Genomic DNA, 15,733 nt, shown 5'->3' on the forward strand with positions numbered 1-15,733 from the left:
CATGGCCTTCGCCCTGCCTCTTCCCTCGCTGCCGAAGCGTTACCAGCCGGCAGCAATCTGGTCGCTTTATGCGATCGGCCTCTGTCCGGGCCTCTGGTATTTCTATCTCGCGGCAACCGGCGGCCTCGGCTTCAATCCGGTCAAGGATTTCGAGCACCTGCTCGGCATCTGGGCGCTGCGCTTCCTCTGCCTCGGGCTTCTGGTGACGCCGCTGCGCGATCTCTTCAACATCAACCTCATCGCCTATCGCCGCGCGCTGGGGCTGATCGCCTTTTATTACGTGCTGGCGCATTTCACCGTCTATCTGGTGCTGGATCGCGGCCTGATCCTCGGTTCCATCGCCGGCGATATACTGAAGCGCCCCTATATCATGCTCGGCATGGCCGGCCTTCTCATGCTCATTCCTCTGGCGCTCACCTCCAACCGCTGGTCGATCCGCAAACTCGGCAGCCGCTGGAACACGCTGCACAAACTCGTCTATCTCGTGCTCATCGTCGGCGTGCTGCATTTCGTGCTGGCGCGAAAGTCGATCACGCTGGAGCCGGTGTTTTATATCAGTACGATGGTGGTATTGCTCGGCTATCGGCTGGTGCGGCCATCGATCATGGCAAGGAAGCGGGGGAGACGCGCTGACAGGAACTCTCTGCAACGCCCATCACGATCATGAAGCCGACCGATCAAAACCTCCGAACTGCCCACCGCCCTGAAATCTCCATTTCCGGTCAAGCGGCTCTCTCCGAAATATTCAACACAATGGCAACTGGCGCGGCTTTCGACCCTGCTCGAATTGCCCGCGCCTTGAACAGTGCTCATCGGCAGGCGTTATCAGGGCTTGTTGAACGCATTGAGAACGACGACGTTAAAGAAGAAGACCTGCAAAGGCTCTGGCTCGCGCATCATGTTTCGGACCGCATTGTTCTGATGGCCACACTTGTTGACCTTATTCGTCAAATCAGCCGCTACTTGCCGGGTCGACAGCCTTAAATCCGGAAAGTGCAGCAACAAAAAAAGCCGGGCAATCTCTCGCCCGGCTTTTTAACTCATGACGCCTGAACGGCGTCAAACCTTATGCAGCTTCGGCAGCAGCAGCTTCAGCGGCAACGCGAGCCTTGTCGGCTGCGCCCTTGGCGTCAACGTCGCGCTCGACGAATTCAATGACGGCGAGAGCGGCATTGTCGCCCTGGCGGAAGCCGGCCTTCATGATACGCAGGTAGCCGCCATTGCGGTTTGCGTAGCGGGCTGCGATCGCGTCGAACAGCTTGCGAACGGCGTCCTGATCCTTGATCTGCGAGATCGCCTGACGACGAGCGTGCAGGTCGCCGCGCTTGCCGAGGGTGACGAGCTTCTCAACGATCGGGCGAATTTCCTTCGCCTTCGGAAGCGTGGTTACGATCTGCTCATGGGTGATGAGCGAAGCAGCCATGTTGGCAAACATTGCCTTGCGGTGGCTGGCGGTTCTATTGAGCTTGCGGCCTGAATTACCGTGGCGCATTGCTATTCTCCTTCTTCGCAGGTTCCTTCTCTAAGGCCTGCCGTTTCCTGGCACATGCAGGTGACTTACCTGCTGTTTGACGGGGAAAGGCAGTCTTTAAAGGGTCTGCCTTTTTGATTGTTAGTACTGGTCTTCGTAACGCTTTGCGAGATCTTCGATGTTCTCAGGCGGCCATGCCGGCACTTCCATGCCGAGGTGCAGACCCATGGAAGCGAGAACTTCCTTGATTTCGTTCAGCGACTTGCGACCGAAGTTCGGCGTGCGAAGCATTTCGGCTTCGGTCTTCTGGATCAGGTCGCCGATATAAACGATGTTGTCGTTCTTCAGGCAGTTTGCCGAACGAACGGACAGTTCGAGCTCGTCGACCTTCTTGAGAAGCGCCGGGTTGAACGCGAGTTCGGTAACCGATTCTTCTTCTGCTTCCTTCTGCGGCTCGTCGAAGTTGACGAAGACGCCGAGCTGGTCCTGAAGAATGCGAGCGGCGAAGGCAACGGCGTCTTCGCCGGAAACCGAACCGTTGGTCTCGATCGTCATGATCAGCTTGTCATAGTCGAGAACCTGGCCTTCACGGGTGTTTTCCACCTTGTAGGACACTTTCTTGACCGGAGAATAGAGGCTGTCCACCGGAATGAGGCCAATCGGGGCATCTTCCGCGCGGTTGCGCTCAGCCGGTACGTAACCCTTGCCGTTGTTGACGGTGAATTCCATGCGGATTTCAGCGCCATCGTCCAGCGTGCAGATCACGTGGTCGGGGTTCAGGATCTCGATATCGCCAACTGTCTGGATGTCACCAGCGGTCACGGCGCCCGGACCCTGCTTGCGCACGACCATGCGCTTGGAATCATCGCCGTCCATCTTGATGGCGATTTCCTTGATGTTGAGCACGATATCCGTCACATCTTCCCGAACGCCGGGGATGGAGGAGAATTCGTGCAGGACACCGTCGATCTGCACGGCCGTTACAGCAGCGCCACGCAGAGAAGACAACAGAACGCGACGCAGCGCGTTGCCGAGGGTAAGACCGAAACCACGCTCCAGCGGCTCGGCAACCAGCGTTGCCTTGGTGCGGCTGGACGAGGTGAACTCGACCTTGTTCGGCTTGATAAGTTCCTGCCAGTTCTTCTGAATCATCTTTAAACCTTCCGTTCGCCGCCACCATCCAATCGTGACGGACCGAGCATGAAAACACCGAGAGGAACCTAATTCAGCGGTTCATCGGTGGGTTCTTGAGCGCAAGTCCGTCGATCGAAATCGACGCGCACACGCCAGATACACGAAAATTCCGCCAGACCTGAGGTAAGGCGGAATTTCCGAACCACGGTCGCGTCAGACGCGGCGCTTCTTGCGCGGACGGCAACCGTTGTGCGGGATCGGCGTCACGTCGCGAATGGAAGTGATCATGAAACCGGCAGCCTGCAGGGCGCGAAGTGCCGATTCACGACCGGAACCCGGACCGCAAACTTCAACTTCAAGCGACTTCATGCCGTGTTCCTGAGCCTTCTTCGCGCAATCTTCAGCAGCGATCTGGGCAGCGAACGGAGTCGACTTGCGCGAACCCTTGAAGCCCTTGGCACCAGCGGACGACCAAGCAATAGCATTGCCCTGTGCGTCGGTGATGGTGATCATCGTGTTGTTGAAGGTCGAGTTGACGTGCGCAACGCCCGACGTGATGTTCTTACGTTCGCGACGGCGAATACGTGCGGCTTCCTTGGCCATTTTATACCTTTCGTTGATCTCTTCACCGCCGTAACACCAGCGGCTACACCGGCGATCAACCCCATCGGGGCTTCACGCCAAACTCAGAAAGGCTGGCGCGGACTGCACCAGCCTCCCCTTTCCGGAGAACCGGAAAATTACTTCTTCTTACCAGCGATAGCCTTCGCCGGACCCTTGCGGGTGCGGGCGTTGGTGTGCGTGCGCTGACCGCGGACCGGAAGGCCACGACGGTGACGCAGGCCGCGGTAGCAACCGAGGTCCATCAGACGCTTGATGTTCATCGAGGTCTCACGACGCAGGTCGCCTTCGACCTGGTAGTCGCGGTCGATGGCTTCGCGGATCTGAAGAACTTCAGCATCCGTCAGCTGATGAACGCGCTTGTCAGCCGGAAGACCGACCTTGTCCATGATTTCCTGCGCGAATTTCGGACCGATCCCGTGAATGTAGGTCAGCGCAATAACAACGCGCTTCGCGGTCGGGATGTTGACGCCAGCGATACGTGCCACGTCTCTTCTCCTTGGTTCCAGTTGCCATCCGGCAAGTGGTGATTCCATTCGAGCGGCCGACAAGACCGCCAGTTCAAATTGGTGTCCGTGACAAGTCAAAACGACCGAACCCGGATCTCCCTTCCCTTAGGGAAATCCGCGCCAGTCGCTTGGGATGTCGCGAGTTGGCGCGGTGTTTAACGGAATCAGCGCAAAAAAGCAACCGGCTCCGCCAAGATTCTTTTACGATCCAAAGGATCTGCCGCCATGCGCAAGCGAGATATGGGCAAGAGCGCAACAGCCTCGCCCATCCGCTCCGTCGATCAGGCGGAGGCTTTCTCGAGAACGCGCTCGATAGCCTCGGTGACGGCATCGACGTCAGCCATGCCATCCAGCGTCACGAGCTCGCCCTGTTCGCTGTAATAGGCGGACAGCGGCGCGGTCTTCTCGCGATATTCCGTCAGGCGCTTGCGGAACGCTTCCGGATTGTCGTCCGAGCGAACCGTACCGCCGGCGGCAATGGTTTCAGCCACGCGGTTTTCGATTCGGCGAATCAGCGCCTCTTCGTCCACCTTGAGTTCGATGACGGCATCGAGGACCAGATTCTTCTTGCGCATGTTGTCAGCAAGCGCCTTGGCCTGCGGAACGGTGCGCGGATAGCCGTCGAGAATAAAGCCCTTGGCACAGTCCGGTGCTTCGATGCGTTCGGAAACGATCTGATTGACGATATCGTCGGAAACAAGCCCGCCGGCGTCCATGACGGCCTTGGCGCGTTTGCCGATTTCGGTGCCCGCGCTGACCGCAGCGCGAAGCATGTCACCGGTGGAAAGCTGCGGGATCCCGTACTTGTCCGTCAGCCGCTTGGCCTGGGTTCCCTTGCCCGCACCCGGCGGACCCAAAAATATCAGTCTCATCGTCCCCTCTTTCCTCCACGCAACTTCGACTTCTTGATCAGCCCTTCATACTGCTGCGCGATCAGGTGGCCCTGAATTTGCGCAACCGTGTCCAGAGTTACACTGACAACGATCAAAAGCGAAGTACCACCAAGGGCTAATGGAATGCCCGTGCGTGCGATAAGTGTCTCAGGAAGGATACAGACGAAGACAAGATAAATCGCGCCGACCACGGTGATGCGGGTCAGGACGTAATCGATGTACTCCGCGGTGCGCTCGCCCGGACGGATGCCCGGAATGAAGCCACCATGCTTCTTGAGGTTATCTGCGGTGTCCTTCGGATTGAAGACGATCGCCGTATAGAAAAACGCGAAGAACGCGATCAGCAGGCCGTAGAGCGCCATGAACAGCGGCTGTCCGTGCTGCAGCGACGCGATGATCGAGGTTGCCCAGCCCGGCAGGTTGGTGTTTCCGGCAAAACCCGCAGCCGTTGCCGGCAGCAGCAGCAGCGACGATGCGAAGATCGCGGGAATGACGCCGGCCGTGTTGAGCTTCAGCGGCAGATGCGAGGTATCGCCCTGGAACATGCGATTGCCGACCTGTCGCTTCGGATATTGGATCAACAGGCGGCGCTGCGCGCGCTCCACGAAGACGATGAGCGCGATGACGCCGATGGCGACCACAACGACCGTCAGGATGAGCGGGGTGGAAAGCGCACCGGTACGGCCGAGTTCCAGCGTCCCGGCCAGCGCCTTGGGCAGGCCTGCGGCAATGCCCGCGAAGATGATCAGCGAAATACCGTTGCCGATACCGCGCGAGGTGATCTGCTCGCCGAGCCACATCAGGAACATCGTGCCGCCGAGCAGTGTGATGACGGTGGAAATGCGGAAGAACCAGCCCGGATCGACCACGAGACCGTTGCCGCTTTCGAGGCCGACCGCAATGCCATAGGCCTGCAGCGTGCCGAGCAGCACCGTGCCGTAGCGCGTATACTGGTTGATGATCTTGCGGCCGACTTCGCCTTCCTTCTTCAACGCTTCGAGCGAGGGCACGACCGAGGTCATGAGCTGCACGATGATCGAAGCGGAGATGTAAGGCATGATGCCGAGCGCGAAAATCGCCATGCGCTCGACGGCGCCACCCGCAAACATGTTGAAAAGACCGAGAATACCGTTGGCCTGGCCACGGAAGGCCTGCGCATAGGCTTCGGGGTTCAGACCCGGAAGCGGAATGTGGGTGCCGAGACGGTAGACGAGAAGTGCGGCAAGAGTAAACCAGAGACGCTTTTTCAGATCCTCCGCCTTAGCGAAGGTCGAAAAATTCAGGTTCGAAGCCAGTTGTTCCGCTGCTGAAGCCATAAATTTCTCCGAATGACCCTTGCCAGCCAGCGCAACCGGCCGATGCGGAAAGGTCTAAAAGATACTGGTCAAAACCGGGCTTCGGACAAACGCGGCTCTGCGCCGCCATCATGCCTCACCCTGTTTTTTATGTCCTATCCCCTCCCCTACGGAAGTTCAAGAACTGTGAGGCTCTCCCTGCAGCACTTTCTGCCGCAAGCGGGGCCGTGGAAGCACACCGCGAAGAGATTGCCCTGATGCTCCATAAATCGATTTAGATCGAAAGCACCATAGGCCAGGGAGCGCAAACGCCCGGAGCGACGAGCCCCGGGCGTCTGAAGTCTATATATTACTCGGCGGCTTCTGCTGCAACTGCGAGAAGCTTGATCGAACCGCCAGCCTTTTCGATCTTTTCGATTGCGGGCTTGGAAGCGCCGGCAACTTCGAAAGCGACCTTGGCCTTCAGCTCGCCGTCGGCGAGAATGCGTACGCCGTCCTTGGCGCGGCGGATAACGCCGGCAGCCTTGAGAGCAGCGGCATCGATCGTTGCGGAAGCGTCAAGCTTCTTGGCGTCGATGGCGGTCTGAATGCGGCCGAGCGATACGACAACATATTCGGAAGCGAAGATGTTGTTGAAACCGCGCTTCGGCAGACGACGGTAGATGGGCATCTGACCGCCTTCGAAGCCGTTGATGGCGACGCCCGAACGAGCCTTCTGGCCCTTCACACCGCGACCACCGGTCTTGCCCTTGCCGGAACCGATACCGCGACCTACGCGGATACGATCCTTGGAGGCGCCTTCGTTGTCTCTGATTTCATTGAGTTTCATGATAGGTTACTCCGTCTCACTTCTCGTCAACGACGCGAACGAGATGCTGGACCGCACGGATCATGCCGCGAACCGCCGGAGTGTCTTCCAGGGTGCGCTGACGATGCATCTTGTTGAGACCCAGACCGACCAGCGTCTGACGCTGGATTGCCGGGCGGCGAATAGGGCTGCCGATCTGTTCGACCGTAACAGTCTTCTTGGCTTCAGTAGTTTTCTTGGCCATGATCCAGCTCCTTATTCTTCAGAAGCGTTGCCGGAAGCGGCACGACGAGCCTGAAGGGTCGCATACTTCAGACCGCGCTGTGCAGCGATGTCCTTCGGATGAACCTGATGCTTCAGAGCGTCGAACGTGGCGCGAACCATGTTGTACGGGTTCGACGAACCGGTCGACTTTGCAACAACGTCATGAACGCCGAGCGTTTCGAAAACGGCGCGCATCGGACCACCGGCGATGATACCGGTACCGGCCTTGGCCGAACGCAGCAGAACCTTGCCTGCGCCGTGACGGCCATTGACGTCGTGGTGCAGCGTGCGGCCATCGCGCAGCGGAACGAAGATCAGATCGCGCTTTGCGCTTTCAGTTGCCTTGCGGATCGCTTCCGGAACTTCACGAGCCTTGCCGTGACCGAAGCCAACGCGGCCCTTCTGGTCGCCAACGACGACGAGAGCGGCGAAGCCGAAGCGACGGCCACCCTTAACAACCTTTGCAACGCGGTTGATCGCGACCAGCTTGTCGACGAATTCGCTATCGCGCTCTTCGCGGTTCTGACGCTCTTCGCGGGAACCTCTTTTATCCTGTGCCATTGTCCTTGTCCTTTTTCTTTTACGGGTGGAACGGCAAACGAAAAGACCAGCGGCCCCGATGAAGAGATCCGCATGGTCCGGTGAAATTCCGCCCGGATCGTTGTCCGGGCGGAAAAAAATCAGAAGTTCAGGCCGCCTTCGCGGGCAGCGTCTGCCAGGGCCTTGATGCGGCCGTGGTAGATGAACGCGCCACGGTCGAATACTACATCCTTGACGCCAGCCTTGACGCCACGCTCGGCAACCAGCTTGCCTACGACAGTTGCTGCTGCAACGTCGGCGCCGGTCTTAAGCGAGCCGCGCAGATCGGCTTCGAGCGTGGAGGCAGACGCAAGCGTCTTGCCAGCAACGTCATCAATGATCTGGGCGTAGATGTTCTTCGACGAGCGATGAACCGACAGGCGCGGGCGGCCGTTGGCAACCGCCTTGATCTGGCGGCGCACACGGCTCGCGCGACGTGCAAGTGCTTCTTTCCTGCTAGCCATTTCGCGTGATCCTTACTTCTTCTTGCCTTCTTTGCGGACAATACGCTCTTCAGCGTACTTCACGCCCTTGCCCTTGTAGGGCTCGGGACCGCGGTATTCGCGGATTTCCGCGGCTACCTGGCCAACCTGCTGCTTGTTGATGCCGGAAACGATGATTTCCGTCGGCTTCGGAACGGCAATGGTGATGCCGACCGGAGGCTCGTAAACAACGTCGTGGCTGAAGCCGAGAGCCAGCTGCAGGTTCTTGCCCTGCATGGCGGCACGGTAACCGACGCCGTTGATTTCGAGCTTGCGCTCATAGCCGTCCTTAACACCCTTGAAGATGTTCTCGATCATCGTGCGGGACATGCCCCACTTCGAACGAGCTTCCTTGGTGCCGTTAGCCGGCGTTACGGAAACGCCGTTATCTTCGAGCTTCAGCTGAATGTCGTCGTTAGCGACGAAAAACAGTTCACCCTTCGGGCCCTTAGCAGTAACCTTCTGGCCGTCGACATTGGCCGTCACACCTGCTGGAACCGGAACGGGCTTTTTACCGATACGAGACATTATTCAATCCTGTCTGTTCGTTATGGAGATCCTTGCTCGGGTCTTAGAAGACCGAGCAAAGAACCTCGCCACCAACGTTCTGTTCGCGAGCCTGGTGATCGGCCATCACGCCCTTCGGGGTCGAAAGGATGGTGATGCCGAGGCCGTTCGCGACCTGCGGAATGGACTTTACCGAGACATAAACCCGGCGGCCCGGCTTGGAAACGCGGCCGATCTCACGGATCACGGACGCGCCTTCGTAGTACTTCAGCTCGATCGTGAATTCGGACTTGCCGTTTTCGAAATCGACCTTGGAATAACCGCGAATGTAGCCTTCAGCCTGCAGCACGTCGAGAACGCGTGCGCGGAGGCTGGAAGCCGGCGTGCTTACCGAAGACTTGCGGCGAGCAGCACCATTGCGGATGCGGGTGAGCATATCACCCAAAGGATCAGTCATGGTCATGTGCCCGTCTCCTTACCAGCTCGACTTGACAATGCCCGGCACCTTGCCGGAATTGCCCAGCTCACGAAGCGCGATACGCGACATCTTGAGCTTGCGATAGAACGCGCGCGGACGGCCCGTTACTTCGCAGCGGTTGCGGATACGCGTCTTCGAGCCGTCACGCGGCAGCGAAGCGAGCTTCAGAGTGGCCTTGAACCGGTCTTCGATCGGAAGGGACTGGTTCATAACGATCGCCTTGAGAGCAGCGCGCTTGGCGGCCTGCTGGGCGACCGACTTGCGGCGGCGCTTGTTCTTTTCAACTGCGCTTGTTTTCGCCATATCGGAGTTCCTTTTCTACGCTCGTCGTTACGGTTAGTGACGGAACGGGAAGTTGAACTCTGTCAGCAGAGCCCGAGCTTCGTCGTCCGACGTCGCCGTCGTGCAAACGATGATGTCCATGCCCCACATCTGATCAACCTTATCGTAGTTGATCTCAGGGAACACAATGTGTTCCTTGATGCCCATGGCGAAGTTGCCACGGCCGTCAAAGCTCTTCGGGTTCAGGCCCCGGAAGTCGCGAACGCGCGGCAGCGCGATGTTGACCAGACGATCAAGGAATTCGTACATGCGGGCGCCACGAAGGGTAACCTTCGCACCGATCGGCATGCCTTCGCGAACCTTGAAACCAGCGATCGAGTTGCGAGCGCGGGTAACGACCGGCTTCTGGCCGGCAATCGCAGCCAGGTCACCGGCAGCAATCGTGGGCTTCTTGGAGTCGGCAGTTGCTTCGCCAACACCCATGTTGATCACGATCTTTTCAAGCTTCGGGATCATCATGACGTTTGCGTAGGAGAACTTCTCCTGCATGGCGCCACGGATACGGGAAACGTATTCCGTCTTGAGACGCGGCTCGTACTTATCAGCCATCGATCACTTCTCCCGAACGCTTGGCCACGCGGACCTTCTTGCCATCCACAACAGAGAAGCCAACGCGGGTCGGCTTGCCATCCTTGTCGACGATGGCGATGTTGGAGATGTGCAAGGATGCTTCCTTGTTGATGATGCCGGCTTCCTGGGCCTGGGTCTGGCGCTGGTGACGCTTCACCATGTTAACGCCACGCACAACGGCCCGATCTTCCTTCGGCAAAACCTGGATTACTTCGCCGGTACGGCCCTTGTCCTTACCGGTCAATACGACAACCTTGTCGCCTTTACGAATCTTCTGCATCGCTTTCGCTCCTTACAGTACTTCCGGAGCCAGCGAGATGATCTTCATGTGGTTCTTGGCGCGAAGTTCGCGCGGAACCGGTCCGAAGATACGGGTGCCGATGGGCTCTTTCTTGTTGTCGATAAGAACGGCTGCGTTGTTATCGAAACGGATGACGCTGCCGTCAGCGCGGCGGATGTCCTTGGCGGTGCGCACGACAACCGCCTTCATCACGTCGCCCTTCTTGACGCGGCCGCGCGGAATAGCTTCCTTGATGGAAACGACAATAATGTCGCCAACAGAAGCATATTTGCGCTTCGAGCCGCCCAGCACCTTGATGCACATGACACGACGTGCGCCGGAATTATCCGCCACGTCGAGGTTTGTTTGCATCTGAATCATGTCAGGTCGCCTTCTTGTTGTTACCGGAACGGTTGGGCAAACTCTCCCGAGCGAGCCCCCTGCCCCAGCTTATGAATATCTCTTTTTTTGCGCGGAAATGTCGTGACAGGGTGGTTTCCCGAAGGACCTTCCGTGCGCATCAAAGCAAAAGACGCTCGGGTCACGAGCGTCCTTGCGCTGCTTCATACAGGAATTCGCGCCAAGTGCAAGACACAAGGCGCGATTCTGATGAAATTAAGCCTGGGCGGAAACGACCGTCCAGCGCTTGTCCTTGGAGATCGGTGCGCATTCCTCGATGGAAACGACATCGCCGACCTTATACTGATTGTTTTCGTCGTGTGCCTTGTACTTCTTCGAACGACGAACGGTCTTCTGAAGCAGCGGGTGAGCGAATCGACGCTCAACGCGAACTACGACAGTCTTCTCGTTCTTGTCGGACACAACGACGCCCTGCAGAATGCGTTTCGGCATATTATTCTTCCTTAGGCCTTGGCTTCTGCCGCCTTCTGGCGGGCAATGGTTTTAACGCGGGCGATATCCTTGCGGACTTCGTTGATGCGCGAGGACTTCTCCAGCTGACCAGTTGCCTTCTGGAAGCGCAGGTTGAACTGCTCCTTCTTCAGATCGGCGAGCTTGTCCTTGAGCTGGTCGGCGCTGAGGCCGCGAACTTCATCGGCTTTCATGTGCCTTGCTCCTTACTCTGCGATGCGCTGTACGAAGCGCGTCTTGACCGAGAGCTTGGCAGCGCCGAGACGAAGCGCCTCACGGGCGATCTCCTCGGACACACCGTCGATCTCGAACATCATACGACCGGGCTTGACCTTGCATGCCCAGTAATCGACCGAACCCTTGCCCTTACCCATACGAACTTCGGTCGGCTTTGCCGTGACCGGAACGTCGGGGAATACGCGGATCCACACGCGACCTGCGCGCTTCATGTAACGCGTGATCGCGCGGCGGGCCGCTTCGATCTCGCGTGCATTCACGCGGTTCGGTTCCTGCGACTTCAAGCCGAATTCACCGAATGCCAGGTCAAAGCCGCCCTTGGCGACGCCCTTGATGCGTCCCTTGAACTGCTTACGGTACTTAGTACGCTTTGGCTGCAACATTTTCTTACTTCTCCGAGCTTATCTTTCGCCAGCGTCAATCAAGCGTTTTCGCGACGACGATCGCCACGATCGCCACGCTCACGGCTTGCAGGGCCCTGTGCGTCGCCTTCGAGACCGCGACGCTCAGAAGCCATCGGATCGTGCTCAAGGATTTCGCCCTTGAAGATCCAGACCTTGATGCCGCAAATGCCGAATGCGGTTTCAGCTTCAGCCGTGCCGTAGTCGATGTCCGCACGCAGCGTGTGCAGCGGAACGCGACCTTCGCGGTACCATTCGGTACGAGCGATTTCAGCACCGCCGAGACGGCCGCCGCAGGTGATCTTGATGCCTTCGGCGCCAAGACGCATTGCGGACTGAACAGCACGCTTCATCGCACGGCGGAAAGCCACGCGGCGCTCGAGCTGCTGAGCGATCGACTGGGCAACCAGCGTCGCGTCGATTTCCGGCTTGCGCACTTCAACGATGTTGAGGTGCGTTTCGGAGTTGGTCATCTCGGAAAGCTTCTTGCGAAGCTTCTCGATGTCCGCACCCTTCTTGCCGATGATCAGACCCGGACGAGCCGAGTGGATCGTAACGCGGCACTTCTTGTGCGGACGCTCGATGACGACCTTGGCGATACCGGCCTGCTTGAGTTCCTTGATCAGGTAAGCCCGGATCTTCAGGTCTTCATGCAGCAGCTTGCCGTATTCCGCGGTGTCAGCGTACCAGCGGCTATCCCAGGTACGGTTGATGCCGAGGCGGAAGCCGATCGGATTGATTTTCTGACCCATTATGCGGCCTCCCCTTTTTCCTCGACTTCACGAACAACGATCGTGAGGTGAGCGAACGGCTTTTCGATGCGGGAAGCACGACCACGGCCACGAGCGTGGAAACGCTTCATGGTGATGGACTTGCCAACATAGGCCTCGGCGACGACGAGAGCGTCGACGTCGAGGTCGTGGTTGTTTTCCGCATTGGCAATTGCAGATTCCAGCGTCTTCTTGACGGTGCCTGCAATGCGCTTGCGGGAGAATTCGAGCTCGGCGAGAGCGCGATCAACCTTCTTGCCACGGATAAGAGCGGCAACCAGGTTCAGTTTCTGGGGGCTGACGCGGAGCGTACGGGCAACGGCCTGAGCCTCGTTGTCCTTCAGCCGGCGTTCGGTCTTAGCCTTCGCCATGATTACTTCCTCTTTGCCTTCTTGTCCGCGCCGTGACCGTAATAGGTACGGGTCGGAGAGAATTCACCGAACTTGTGTCCGACCATGTCTTCGTTGACGGAGACGGGCACATGCTTGCTGCCGTTGTAGACGCCGAAGGTCAGACCAACGAACTGCGGCAGGATCGTGGAGCGACGGCTCCAGATCTTGATTACTTCGTTACGTCCGCTCTCGCGCACCTTCTCAGCCTTGGTGAGAAGATAGCCGTCAACAAACGGACCTTTCCATACTGAACGAGCCATTAGTGACTACCTCTCTTACTTCTTACGCTGATGGCGCGAGCGCATGATGAACTTGTCGGTCGACTTGTTCGAACGGGTGCGCTTGCCCTTCGTGGGCTTGCCCCACGGAGTAACCGGGTGGCGACCACCCGACGTGCGACCTTCACCACCACCGTGCGGGTGGTCGACCGGGTTCATGACGACGCCGCGAACGTGCGGACGCTTGCCGCGCCAACGGGAACGACCGGCCTTGCCGTCGTTGATGTTGGCGTGGTCCGAGTTCGAAACAGCACCGATCGATGCGAGGCAGGAGCCGTGCACCAGACGCTGTTCGCCCGAGTTGAGACGCAGGATGGCCATGCCGGCATCGCGGCCGACGAGCTGGACATACGTACCGGCGGAGCGGGCGATCTGACCGCCCTTGCCCGGCTTCATCTCGACGTTATGGATGATCGAACCGACCGGAATGTACTGAAGCGGCATGGTGTTGCCGGGCTTCACGTCCACTGCCTTGTCGGAGGCGATCACCTTGTCACCGGCAGCGAGACGCTGTGGCGCGAGAATGTAAGCCTGTTCGCCGTCGGTATACGTAACCAGCGCGATGAACGCGGTGCGGTTGGGGTCGTATTCCAGACGCTCAACGGTGCCTTCTACGTCGAACTTGCGACGCTTGAAGTCAACCAGACGGTAGGTCCGCTTGTGACCGCCACCCTGGAAACGGACGGTGATCCGGCCCTGGTTGTTACGGCCACCCTTGGAGCTGAGGCCCTGGGTGAGAGCCTTTACCGGCTTGCCCTTGTAGAGCGAAGCGCGGTCCACGATAACCAGCTGGCGCTGGCTCGGCGTGGTCGGATTGAAACTTTTCAATGCCATTTTCTTGTTCCCTTTTGGGTCTTTGCCCGCTTGGGCCTAACCTTTAGAGTCCGGTGGACACGTCGATGGATTGACCTTCGGCGAGCGTGACGACGGCTTTCTTGACGTCCTTCAGCTTACCGGCGAATCCACGGAAACGACGGGTCTTACCCTTGCGGATAAGCGTGTTCACAGCCGTGACTTTGACGCCGAAGAGAGCTTCCACGGCAGCCTTGATTTCAGGCTTGGAAGCGTTCTTGGCGACGTTGAATACGACCTGGTTCTGTTCGGATACCAGCGTCGACTTTTCCGTGATCGAAGGAGATACGATCACATCGTAGTGGCGAAGATCCGTCATTTGAACCGCTCCTCCAGAGCCTCTACAGCAGCCTTGGAAAGCACCAGCTTGCCACGGCGCAGGATGTCGTAAACATTGATGCCCTGAACCGGCAGAACGTCCACGTTCGGGATGTTCTGAGCAGCGAGCTTGAAGTTGCCATCAAGTTCGGCGCCGCCGATAACGAGAGCGTTGGTCAGGCCAAGCGAAGCGAAGCTGCCCAGCAGAGCCTTGGTCTTTGCTTCGGACGCGACGAGCTGATCGACGATGATCAGTTCTTCAGCCTTCAGCTTTGCAGACAGGGCGTGACGCAGAGCGAGCGCACGAACCTTCTTCGGAAGATCGTGTGCATGGCTGCGAACGACCGGGCCGTGGGCCTTGCCGCCGCCGCGGAACTGCGGTGCGCGAGCCGAATGGTGACGAGCGCGGCCCGTACCCTTCTGCTTGTACATCTTCGCGCCGGTGCGGGAAACTTCCGACCGGTTCTTGGACTTGTGGGTTCCCTGCTGCTTCTTTGCAAGCTGCCAGCGAACCATGCGGGCCAGGATGTCCTGGCGGGGGTCGAGGCCGAAGATCTCATCCGACAGAGAAACCTTGCCGGCGTCTTTTCCCTCGAGGGTCTTGACGTTCAATTCCATGATAAGGCTCCCTTACTTCGCAGCCGACTTGACGGCGTCGCGGACGATGATCCAGGAACCCTTCGAGCCGGGAACTGCACCCTTCACGAGGATGAGGCCACGGTCTTCATCGGTCGAAACGACTTCGAGGTTCTGGGTCGTAACGCGCGTCTGGCCCATATGACCAGCCATGCGCTTGCCCTTCCAGACGCGGCCCGGATCCTGGTTGTTACCGGTCGAACCGTGTGCACGGTGCGATACGGAGTTACCGTGCGAAGCGCGGCCACCACCGAAGTTGTGACGCTTCATAGCACCGGCAAAACCTTTACCGATCGTGGTTCCAGTGACGTCGACCAGCTGGCCGGACTGAAAATGATTTGCGGTCAGTGTTGCACCGATGTCGATCAGGTTCTCGGGGGAAACCCGGAACTCGACGAGCTTGGCTTTCGGTTCGACATTGGCAGCGGCAAAATGACCGCGAAGCGCCTTCGTCGTGTTCTTGACCTTGGACTGGCCGGCACCGAGCTGAACTGCGGTATAGCCATTCTTGTCTTCCGTGCGCTGGGCAACGACTTGTACGTTATCCAGTCGCAATACTGTTACGGGGATATGTTCACCTGCGTCGTTATAGACGCGTGTCATACCCACTTTCTGTGCAATCACACCTGAACGCATTGGTTCATCCTCTTGCGAGCCTTGAAGGGAAAACCCTCTCTGGCCTTTGTTAAGGAGTGCCCTTCGACATCTCACGATGTTTCCGGTCTCCGGTTTGGAAGTCGTTGGAT

General features: G+C 58.4%; 28 protein-coding genes. 2 read left to right on the forward strand and 26 right to left on the reverse strand.

What is annotated here, in order from left to right; translation table 11 throughout:
- The first annotated feature begins 1 nt into the window (after window position 1).
- Both msrQ and O3W47_RS11545 read left to right on the forward strand, forming a co-directional pair.
- Window positions 2-667, forward strand: coding sequence for a protein-methionine-sulfoxide reductase heme-binding subunit MsrQ (msrQ, locus tag O3W47_RS11540; protein ID WP_137004353.1), 666 nt, complete (start codon window positions 2-4; stop codon window positions 665-667).
- Window positions 664-984 (forward strand): hypothetical protein, encoded by a 321-nt coding sequence (locus tag O3W47_RS11545; RefSeq protein ID WP_269313817.1) that lies wholly within the window; start codon window positions 664-666, stop codon window positions 982-984. Before msrQ ends, O3W47_RS11545 begins: the two co-directional genes overlap by 4 nt.
- 82 nt (window positions 985-1,066) lie before the next feature.
- Here the strand turns inward: O3W47_RS11545 and rplQ are convergent, their stop codons facing one another.
- The 26 genes from rplQ to rplC form a co-directional block, all read right to left on the reverse strand.
- Window positions 1,067-1,492 (reverse strand): 50S ribosomal protein L17, encoded by a 426-nt coding sequence (rplQ, locus tag O3W47_RS11550; protein ID WP_003521014.1) that lies wholly within the window; start codon window positions 1,490-1,492, stop codon window positions 1,067-1,069.
- Between the two features lie 120 nt (window positions 1,493-1,612).
- A complete protein-coding gene (locus tag O3W47_RS11555) occupies window positions 1,613-2,623 on the reverse strand; it encodes a DNA-directed RNA polymerase subunit alpha (RefSeq protein WP_003495228.1) in 1,011 nt (336 codons plus the stop codon).
- A 195-nt stretch (window positions 2,624-2,818) separates the two neighbouring features.
- On the reverse strand, window positions 2,819-3,208 hold the full coding sequence (rpsK, locus tag O3W47_RS11560) for a 30S ribosomal protein S11 (RefSeq protein WP_003521013.1): 390 nt from the start codon (window positions 3,206-3,208) through the stop codon (window positions 2,819-2,821).
- A gap of 137 nt (window positions 3,209-3,345) precedes the next feature.
- On the reverse strand, window positions 3,346-3,714 hold the full coding sequence (gene rpsM, locus O3W47_RS11565; RefSeq protein ID WP_003516122.1) for a 30S ribosomal protein S13: 369 nt from the start codon (window positions 3,712-3,714) through the stop codon (window positions 3,346-3,348).
- A 302-nt stretch (window positions 3,715-4,016) separates the two neighbouring features.
- Window positions 4,017-4,607: an adenylate kinase gene (locus O3W47_RS11570; RefSeq protein ID WP_003507790.1), complete on the reverse strand. Its 591-nt coding sequence runs from the start codon at window positions 4,605-4,607 to the stop codon at window positions 4,017-4,019.
- The gene (secY, locus tag O3W47_RS11575; protein ID WP_269313818.1) at window positions 4,604-5,944 is read right to left on the reverse strand and encodes a preprotein translocase subunit SecY; all 1,341 of its coding nucleotides are present in this window, start codon (window positions 5,942-5,944) and stop codon (window positions 4,604-4,606) included. The genes O3W47_RS11570 and secY overlap by 4 nt, the downstream gene beginning before the upstream one ends.
- Before the next feature lie 328 nt (window positions 5,945-6,272).
- Window positions 6,273-6,752 carry a 50S ribosomal protein L15 gene (rplO, locus tag O3W47_RS11580; RefSeq protein WP_003521009.1) on the reverse strand — a complete coding sequence of 160 codons (480 nt, stop codon included), beginning with the start codon at window positions 6,750-6,752 and terminating at the stop codon, window positions 6,273-6,275.
- A gap of 16 nt (window positions 6,753-6,768) precedes the next feature.
- Window positions 6,769-6,975 carry a 50S ribosomal protein L30 gene (gene rpmD, locus O3W47_RS11585; protein ID WP_003495212.1) on the reverse strand — a complete coding sequence of 69 codons (207 nt, stop codon included), beginning with the start codon at window positions 6,973-6,975 and terminating at the stop codon, window positions 6,769-6,771.
- Between the two features lie 11 nt (window positions 6,976-6,986).
- On the reverse strand, window positions 6,987-7,556 hold the full coding sequence (gene rpsE / locus O3W47_RS11590) for a 30S ribosomal protein S5 (protein ID WP_004442585.1): 570 nt from the start codon (window positions 7,554-7,556) through the stop codon (window positions 6,987-6,989).
- 119 nt (window positions 7,557-7,675) lie between these two features.
- The gene (gene rplR, locus O3W47_RS11595) at window positions 7,676-8,038 is read right to left on the reverse strand and encodes a 50S ribosomal protein L18 (protein WP_003521008.1); all 363 of its coding nucleotides are present in this window, start codon (window positions 8,036-8,038) and stop codon (window positions 7,676-7,678) included.
- Between the two features lie 12 nt (window positions 8,039-8,050).
- A complete protein-coding gene (gene rplF / locus O3W47_RS11600) occupies window positions 8,051-8,584 on the reverse strand; it encodes a 50S ribosomal protein L6 (RefSeq protein WP_003495204.1) in 534 nt (177 codons plus the stop codon).
- A gap of 43 nt (window positions 8,585-8,627) precedes the next feature.
- Window positions 8,628-9,026, reverse strand: a complete 399-nt coding sequence (gene rpsH / locus O3W47_RS11605) for a 30S ribosomal protein S8 (protein ID WP_003521007.1) — start codon at window positions 9,024-9,026, stop codon at window positions 8,628-8,630.
- A gap of 12 nt (window positions 9,027-9,038) precedes the next feature.
- A complete protein-coding gene (gene rpsN / locus O3W47_RS11610; RefSeq protein ID WP_003507785.1) occupies window positions 9,039-9,344 on the reverse strand; it encodes a 30S ribosomal protein S14 in 306 nt (101 codons plus the stop codon).
- 33 nt (window positions 9,345-9,377) lie between these two features.
- A complete protein-coding gene (gene rplE, locus O3W47_RS11615) occupies window positions 9,378-9,932 on the reverse strand; it encodes a 50S ribosomal protein L5 (protein ID WP_003495201.1) in 555 nt (184 codons plus the stop codon).
- Complete coding sequence (gene rplX, locus O3W47_RS11620) at window positions 9,925-10,233, reverse strand: 50S ribosomal protein L24 (protein WP_003521006.1); 309 nt, start codon at window positions 10,231-10,233, stop codon at window positions 9,925-9,927. The genes rplE and rplX overlap by 8 nt, the downstream gene beginning before the upstream one ends.
- 12 nt (window positions 10,234-10,245) lie before the next feature.
- Window positions 10,246-10,614, reverse strand: a complete 369-nt coding sequence (gene rplN / locus O3W47_RS11625; protein WP_003495199.1) for a 50S ribosomal protein L14 — start codon at window positions 10,612-10,614, stop codon at window positions 10,246-10,248.
- Window positions 10,615-10,848: 234 nt separating this feature from the next.
- The gene (gene rpsQ, locus O3W47_RS11630; RefSeq protein ID WP_003495195.1) at window positions 10,849-11,085 is read right to left on the reverse strand and encodes a 30S ribosomal protein S17; all 237 of its coding nucleotides are present in this window, start codon (window positions 11,083-11,085) and stop codon (window positions 10,849-10,851) included.
- An 11-nt stretch (window positions 11,086-11,096) separates the two neighbouring features.
- A complete protein-coding gene (gene rpmC, locus O3W47_RS11635; RefSeq protein ID WP_003495193.1) occupies window positions 11,097-11,297 on the reverse strand; it encodes a 50S ribosomal protein L29 in 201 nt (66 codons plus the stop codon).
- Between the two features lie 12 nt (window positions 11,298-11,309).
- Window positions 11,310-11,723, reverse strand: a complete 414-nt coding sequence (gene rplP, locus O3W47_RS11640; RefSeq protein ID WP_003495190.1) for a 50S ribosomal protein L16 — start codon at window positions 11,721-11,723, stop codon at window positions 11,310-11,312.
- A gap of 38 nt (window positions 11,724-11,761) precedes the next feature.
- Window positions 11,762-12,493, reverse strand: coding sequence for a 30S ribosomal protein S3 (rpsC, locus tag O3W47_RS11645; protein WP_004442600.1), 732 nt, complete (start codon window positions 12,491-12,493; stop codon window positions 11,762-11,764).
- Window positions 12,493-12,882, reverse strand: coding sequence for a 50S ribosomal protein L22 (gene rplV / locus O3W47_RS11650; protein ID WP_003521005.1), 390 nt, complete (start codon window positions 12,880-12,882; stop codon window positions 12,493-12,495). Before rplV ends, rpsC begins: the two co-directional genes overlap by 1 nt.
- A 2-nt stretch (window positions 12,883-12,884) precedes the next feature.
- Window positions 12,885-13,163, reverse strand: a complete 279-nt coding sequence (gene rpsS, locus O3W47_RS11655; RefSeq protein WP_003507772.1) for a 30S ribosomal protein S19 — start codon at window positions 13,161-13,163, stop codon at window positions 12,885-12,887.
- A gap of 15 nt (window positions 13,164-13,178) precedes the next feature.
- Complete coding sequence (rplB, locus tag O3W47_RS11660; RefSeq protein WP_003521004.1) at window positions 13,179-14,015, reverse strand: 50S ribosomal protein L2; 837 nt, start codon at window positions 14,013-14,015, stop codon at window positions 13,179-13,181.
- A 43-nt stretch (window positions 14,016-14,058) separates the two neighbouring features.
- Window positions 14,059-14,352 carry a 50S ribosomal protein L23 gene (locus tag O3W47_RS11665; protein WP_003521003.1) on the reverse strand — a complete coding sequence of 98 codons (294 nt, stop codon included), beginning with the start codon at window positions 14,350-14,352 and terminating at the stop codon, window positions 14,059-14,061.
- Window positions 14,349-14,969 (reverse strand): 50S ribosomal protein L4, encoded by a 621-nt coding sequence (rplD, locus tag O3W47_RS11670; RefSeq protein WP_003495173.1) that lies wholly within the window; start codon window positions 14,967-14,969, stop codon window positions 14,349-14,351. The genes O3W47_RS11665 and rplD overlap by 4 nt, the downstream gene beginning before the upstream one ends.
- Before the next feature lie 12 nt (window positions 14,970-14,981).
- Entirely contained in the window at window positions 14,982-15,623 is a 642-nt protein-coding gene (gene rplC / locus O3W47_RS11675; protein ID WP_003507769.1) for a 50S ribosomal protein L3, read from the reverse strand.
- Window positions 15,624-15,733: the final 110 nt, after the last annotated feature.

Origin of the sequence: Agrobacterium sp. LMR679 (assembly GCF_027157905.1) — a bacterium.
In the GTDB taxonomy this organism is placed as follows: Bacteria; Pseudomonadota; Alphaproteobacteria; order Rhizobiales; family Rhizobiaceae; genus Agrobacterium; species Agrobacterium leguminum.

Bases quoted from the DNA above. Each gene is read 5' to 3' on its own strand.
- O3W47_RS11570 (WP_003507790.1), bottom strand. From the start codon at position 4,607: ATGAGACTGATATTTTTGGGTCCGCCGGGTGCGGGCAAGGGAACCCAG.
- rpsS (WP_003507772.1), bottom strand. From the start codon at position 13,163: ATGGCTCGTTCAGTATGGAAAGGTCCGTTTGTTGACGGCTATCTTCTC.
- O3W47_RS11545 (WP_269313817.1), top strand. From the start codon at position 664: ATGAAGCCGACCGATCAAAACCTCCGAACTGCCCACCGCCCTGAAATC.
- rplO (WP_003521009.1), bottom strand. From the start codon at position 6,752: ATGAAACTCAATGAAATCAGAGACAACGAAGGCGCCTCCAAGGATCGT.
- rplF (WP_003495204.1), bottom strand. From the start codon at position 8,584: ATGTCTCGTATCGGTAAAAAGCCCGTTCCGGTTCCAGCAGGTGTGACG.
- O3W47_RS11555 (WP_003495228.1), bottom strand. From the start codon at position 2,623: ATGATTCAGAAGAACTGGCAGGAACTTATCAAGCCGAACAAGGTCGAG.
- rpmC (WP_003495193.1), bottom strand. From the start codon at position 11,297: ATGAAAGCCGATGAAGTTCGCGGCCTCAGCGCCGACCAGCTCAAGGAC.
- rplN (WP_003495199.1), bottom strand. From the start codon at position 10,614: ATGATTCAGATGCAAACAAACCTCGACGTGGCGGATAATTCCGGCGCA.
- rpsH (WP_003521007.1), bottom strand. From the start codon at position 9,026: ATGACCATGACTGATCCTTTGGGTGATATGCTCACCCGCATCCGCAAT.
- rplP (WP_003495190.1), bottom strand. From the start codon at position 11,723: ATGTTGCAGCCAAAGCGTACTAAGTACCGTAAGCAGTTCAAGGGACGC.
- rpsQ (WP_003495195.1), bottom strand. From the start codon at position 11,085: ATGCCGAAACGCATTCTGCAGGGCGTCGTTGTGTCCGACAAGAACGAG.
- rpmD (WP_003495212.1), bottom strand. From the start codon at position 6,975: ATGGCCAAGAAAACTACTGAAGCCAAGAAGACTGTTACGGTCGAACAG.
- rpsN (WP_003507785.1), bottom strand. From the start codon at position 9,344: ATGGCGAAAACAAGCGCAGTTGAAAAGAACAAGCGCCGCCGCAAGTCG.
- rplB (WP_003521004.1), bottom strand. From the start codon at position 14,015: ATGGCATTGAAAAGTTTCAATCCGACCACGCCGAGCCAGCGCCAGCTG.
- rplE (WP_003495201.1), bottom strand. From the start codon at position 9,932: ATGGCTGATAAGTACGAGCCGCGTCTCAAGACGGAATACGTTTCCCGT.
- rplQ (WP_003521014.1), bottom strand. From the start codon at position 1,492: ATGCGCCACGGTAATTCAGGCCGCAAGCTCAATAGAACCGCCAGCCAC.
- rplV (WP_003521005.1), bottom strand. From the start codon at position 12,882: ATGGCGAAGGCTAAGACCGAACGCCGGCTGAAGGACAACGAGGCTCAG.
- rplX (WP_003521006.1), bottom strand. From the start codon at position 10,233: ATGCAGAAGATTCGTAAAGGCGACAAGGTTGTCGTATTGACCGGTAAG.
- secY (WP_269313818.1), bottom strand. From the start codon at position 5,944: ATGGCTTCAGCAGCGGAACAACTGGCTTCGAACCTGAATTTTTCGACC.
- msrQ (WP_137004353.1), top strand. From the start codon at position 2: ATGGCCTTCGCCCTGCCTCTTCCCTCGCTGCCGAAGCGTTACCAGCCG.
- rplD (WP_003495173.1), bottom strand. From the start codon at position 14,969: ATGGAATTGAACGTCAAGACCCTCGAGGGAAAAGACGCCGGCAAGGTT.
- rpsC (WP_004442600.1), bottom strand. From the start codon at position 12,493: ATGGGTCAGAAAATCAATCCGATCGGCTTCCGCCTCGGCATCAACCGT.
- rplC (WP_003507769.1), bottom strand. From the start codon at position 15,623: ATGCGTTCAGGTGTGATTGCACAGAAAGTGGGTATGACACGCGTCTAT.
- rpsK (WP_003521013.1), bottom strand. From the start codon at position 3,208: ATGGCCAAGGAAGCCGCACGTATTCGCCGTCGCGAACGTAAGAACATC.
- rplR (WP_003521008.1), bottom strand. From the start codon at position 8,038: ATGGCTAGCAGGAAAGAAGCACTTGCACGTCGCGCGAGCCGTGTGCGC.
- O3W47_RS11665 (WP_003521003.1), bottom strand. From the start codon at position 14,352: ATGACGGATCTTCGCCACTACGATGTGATCGTATCTCCTTCGATCACG.
- rpsE (WP_004442585.1), bottom strand. From the start codon at position 7,556: ATGGCACAGGATAAAAGAGGTTCCCGCGAAGAGCGTCAGAACCGCGAA.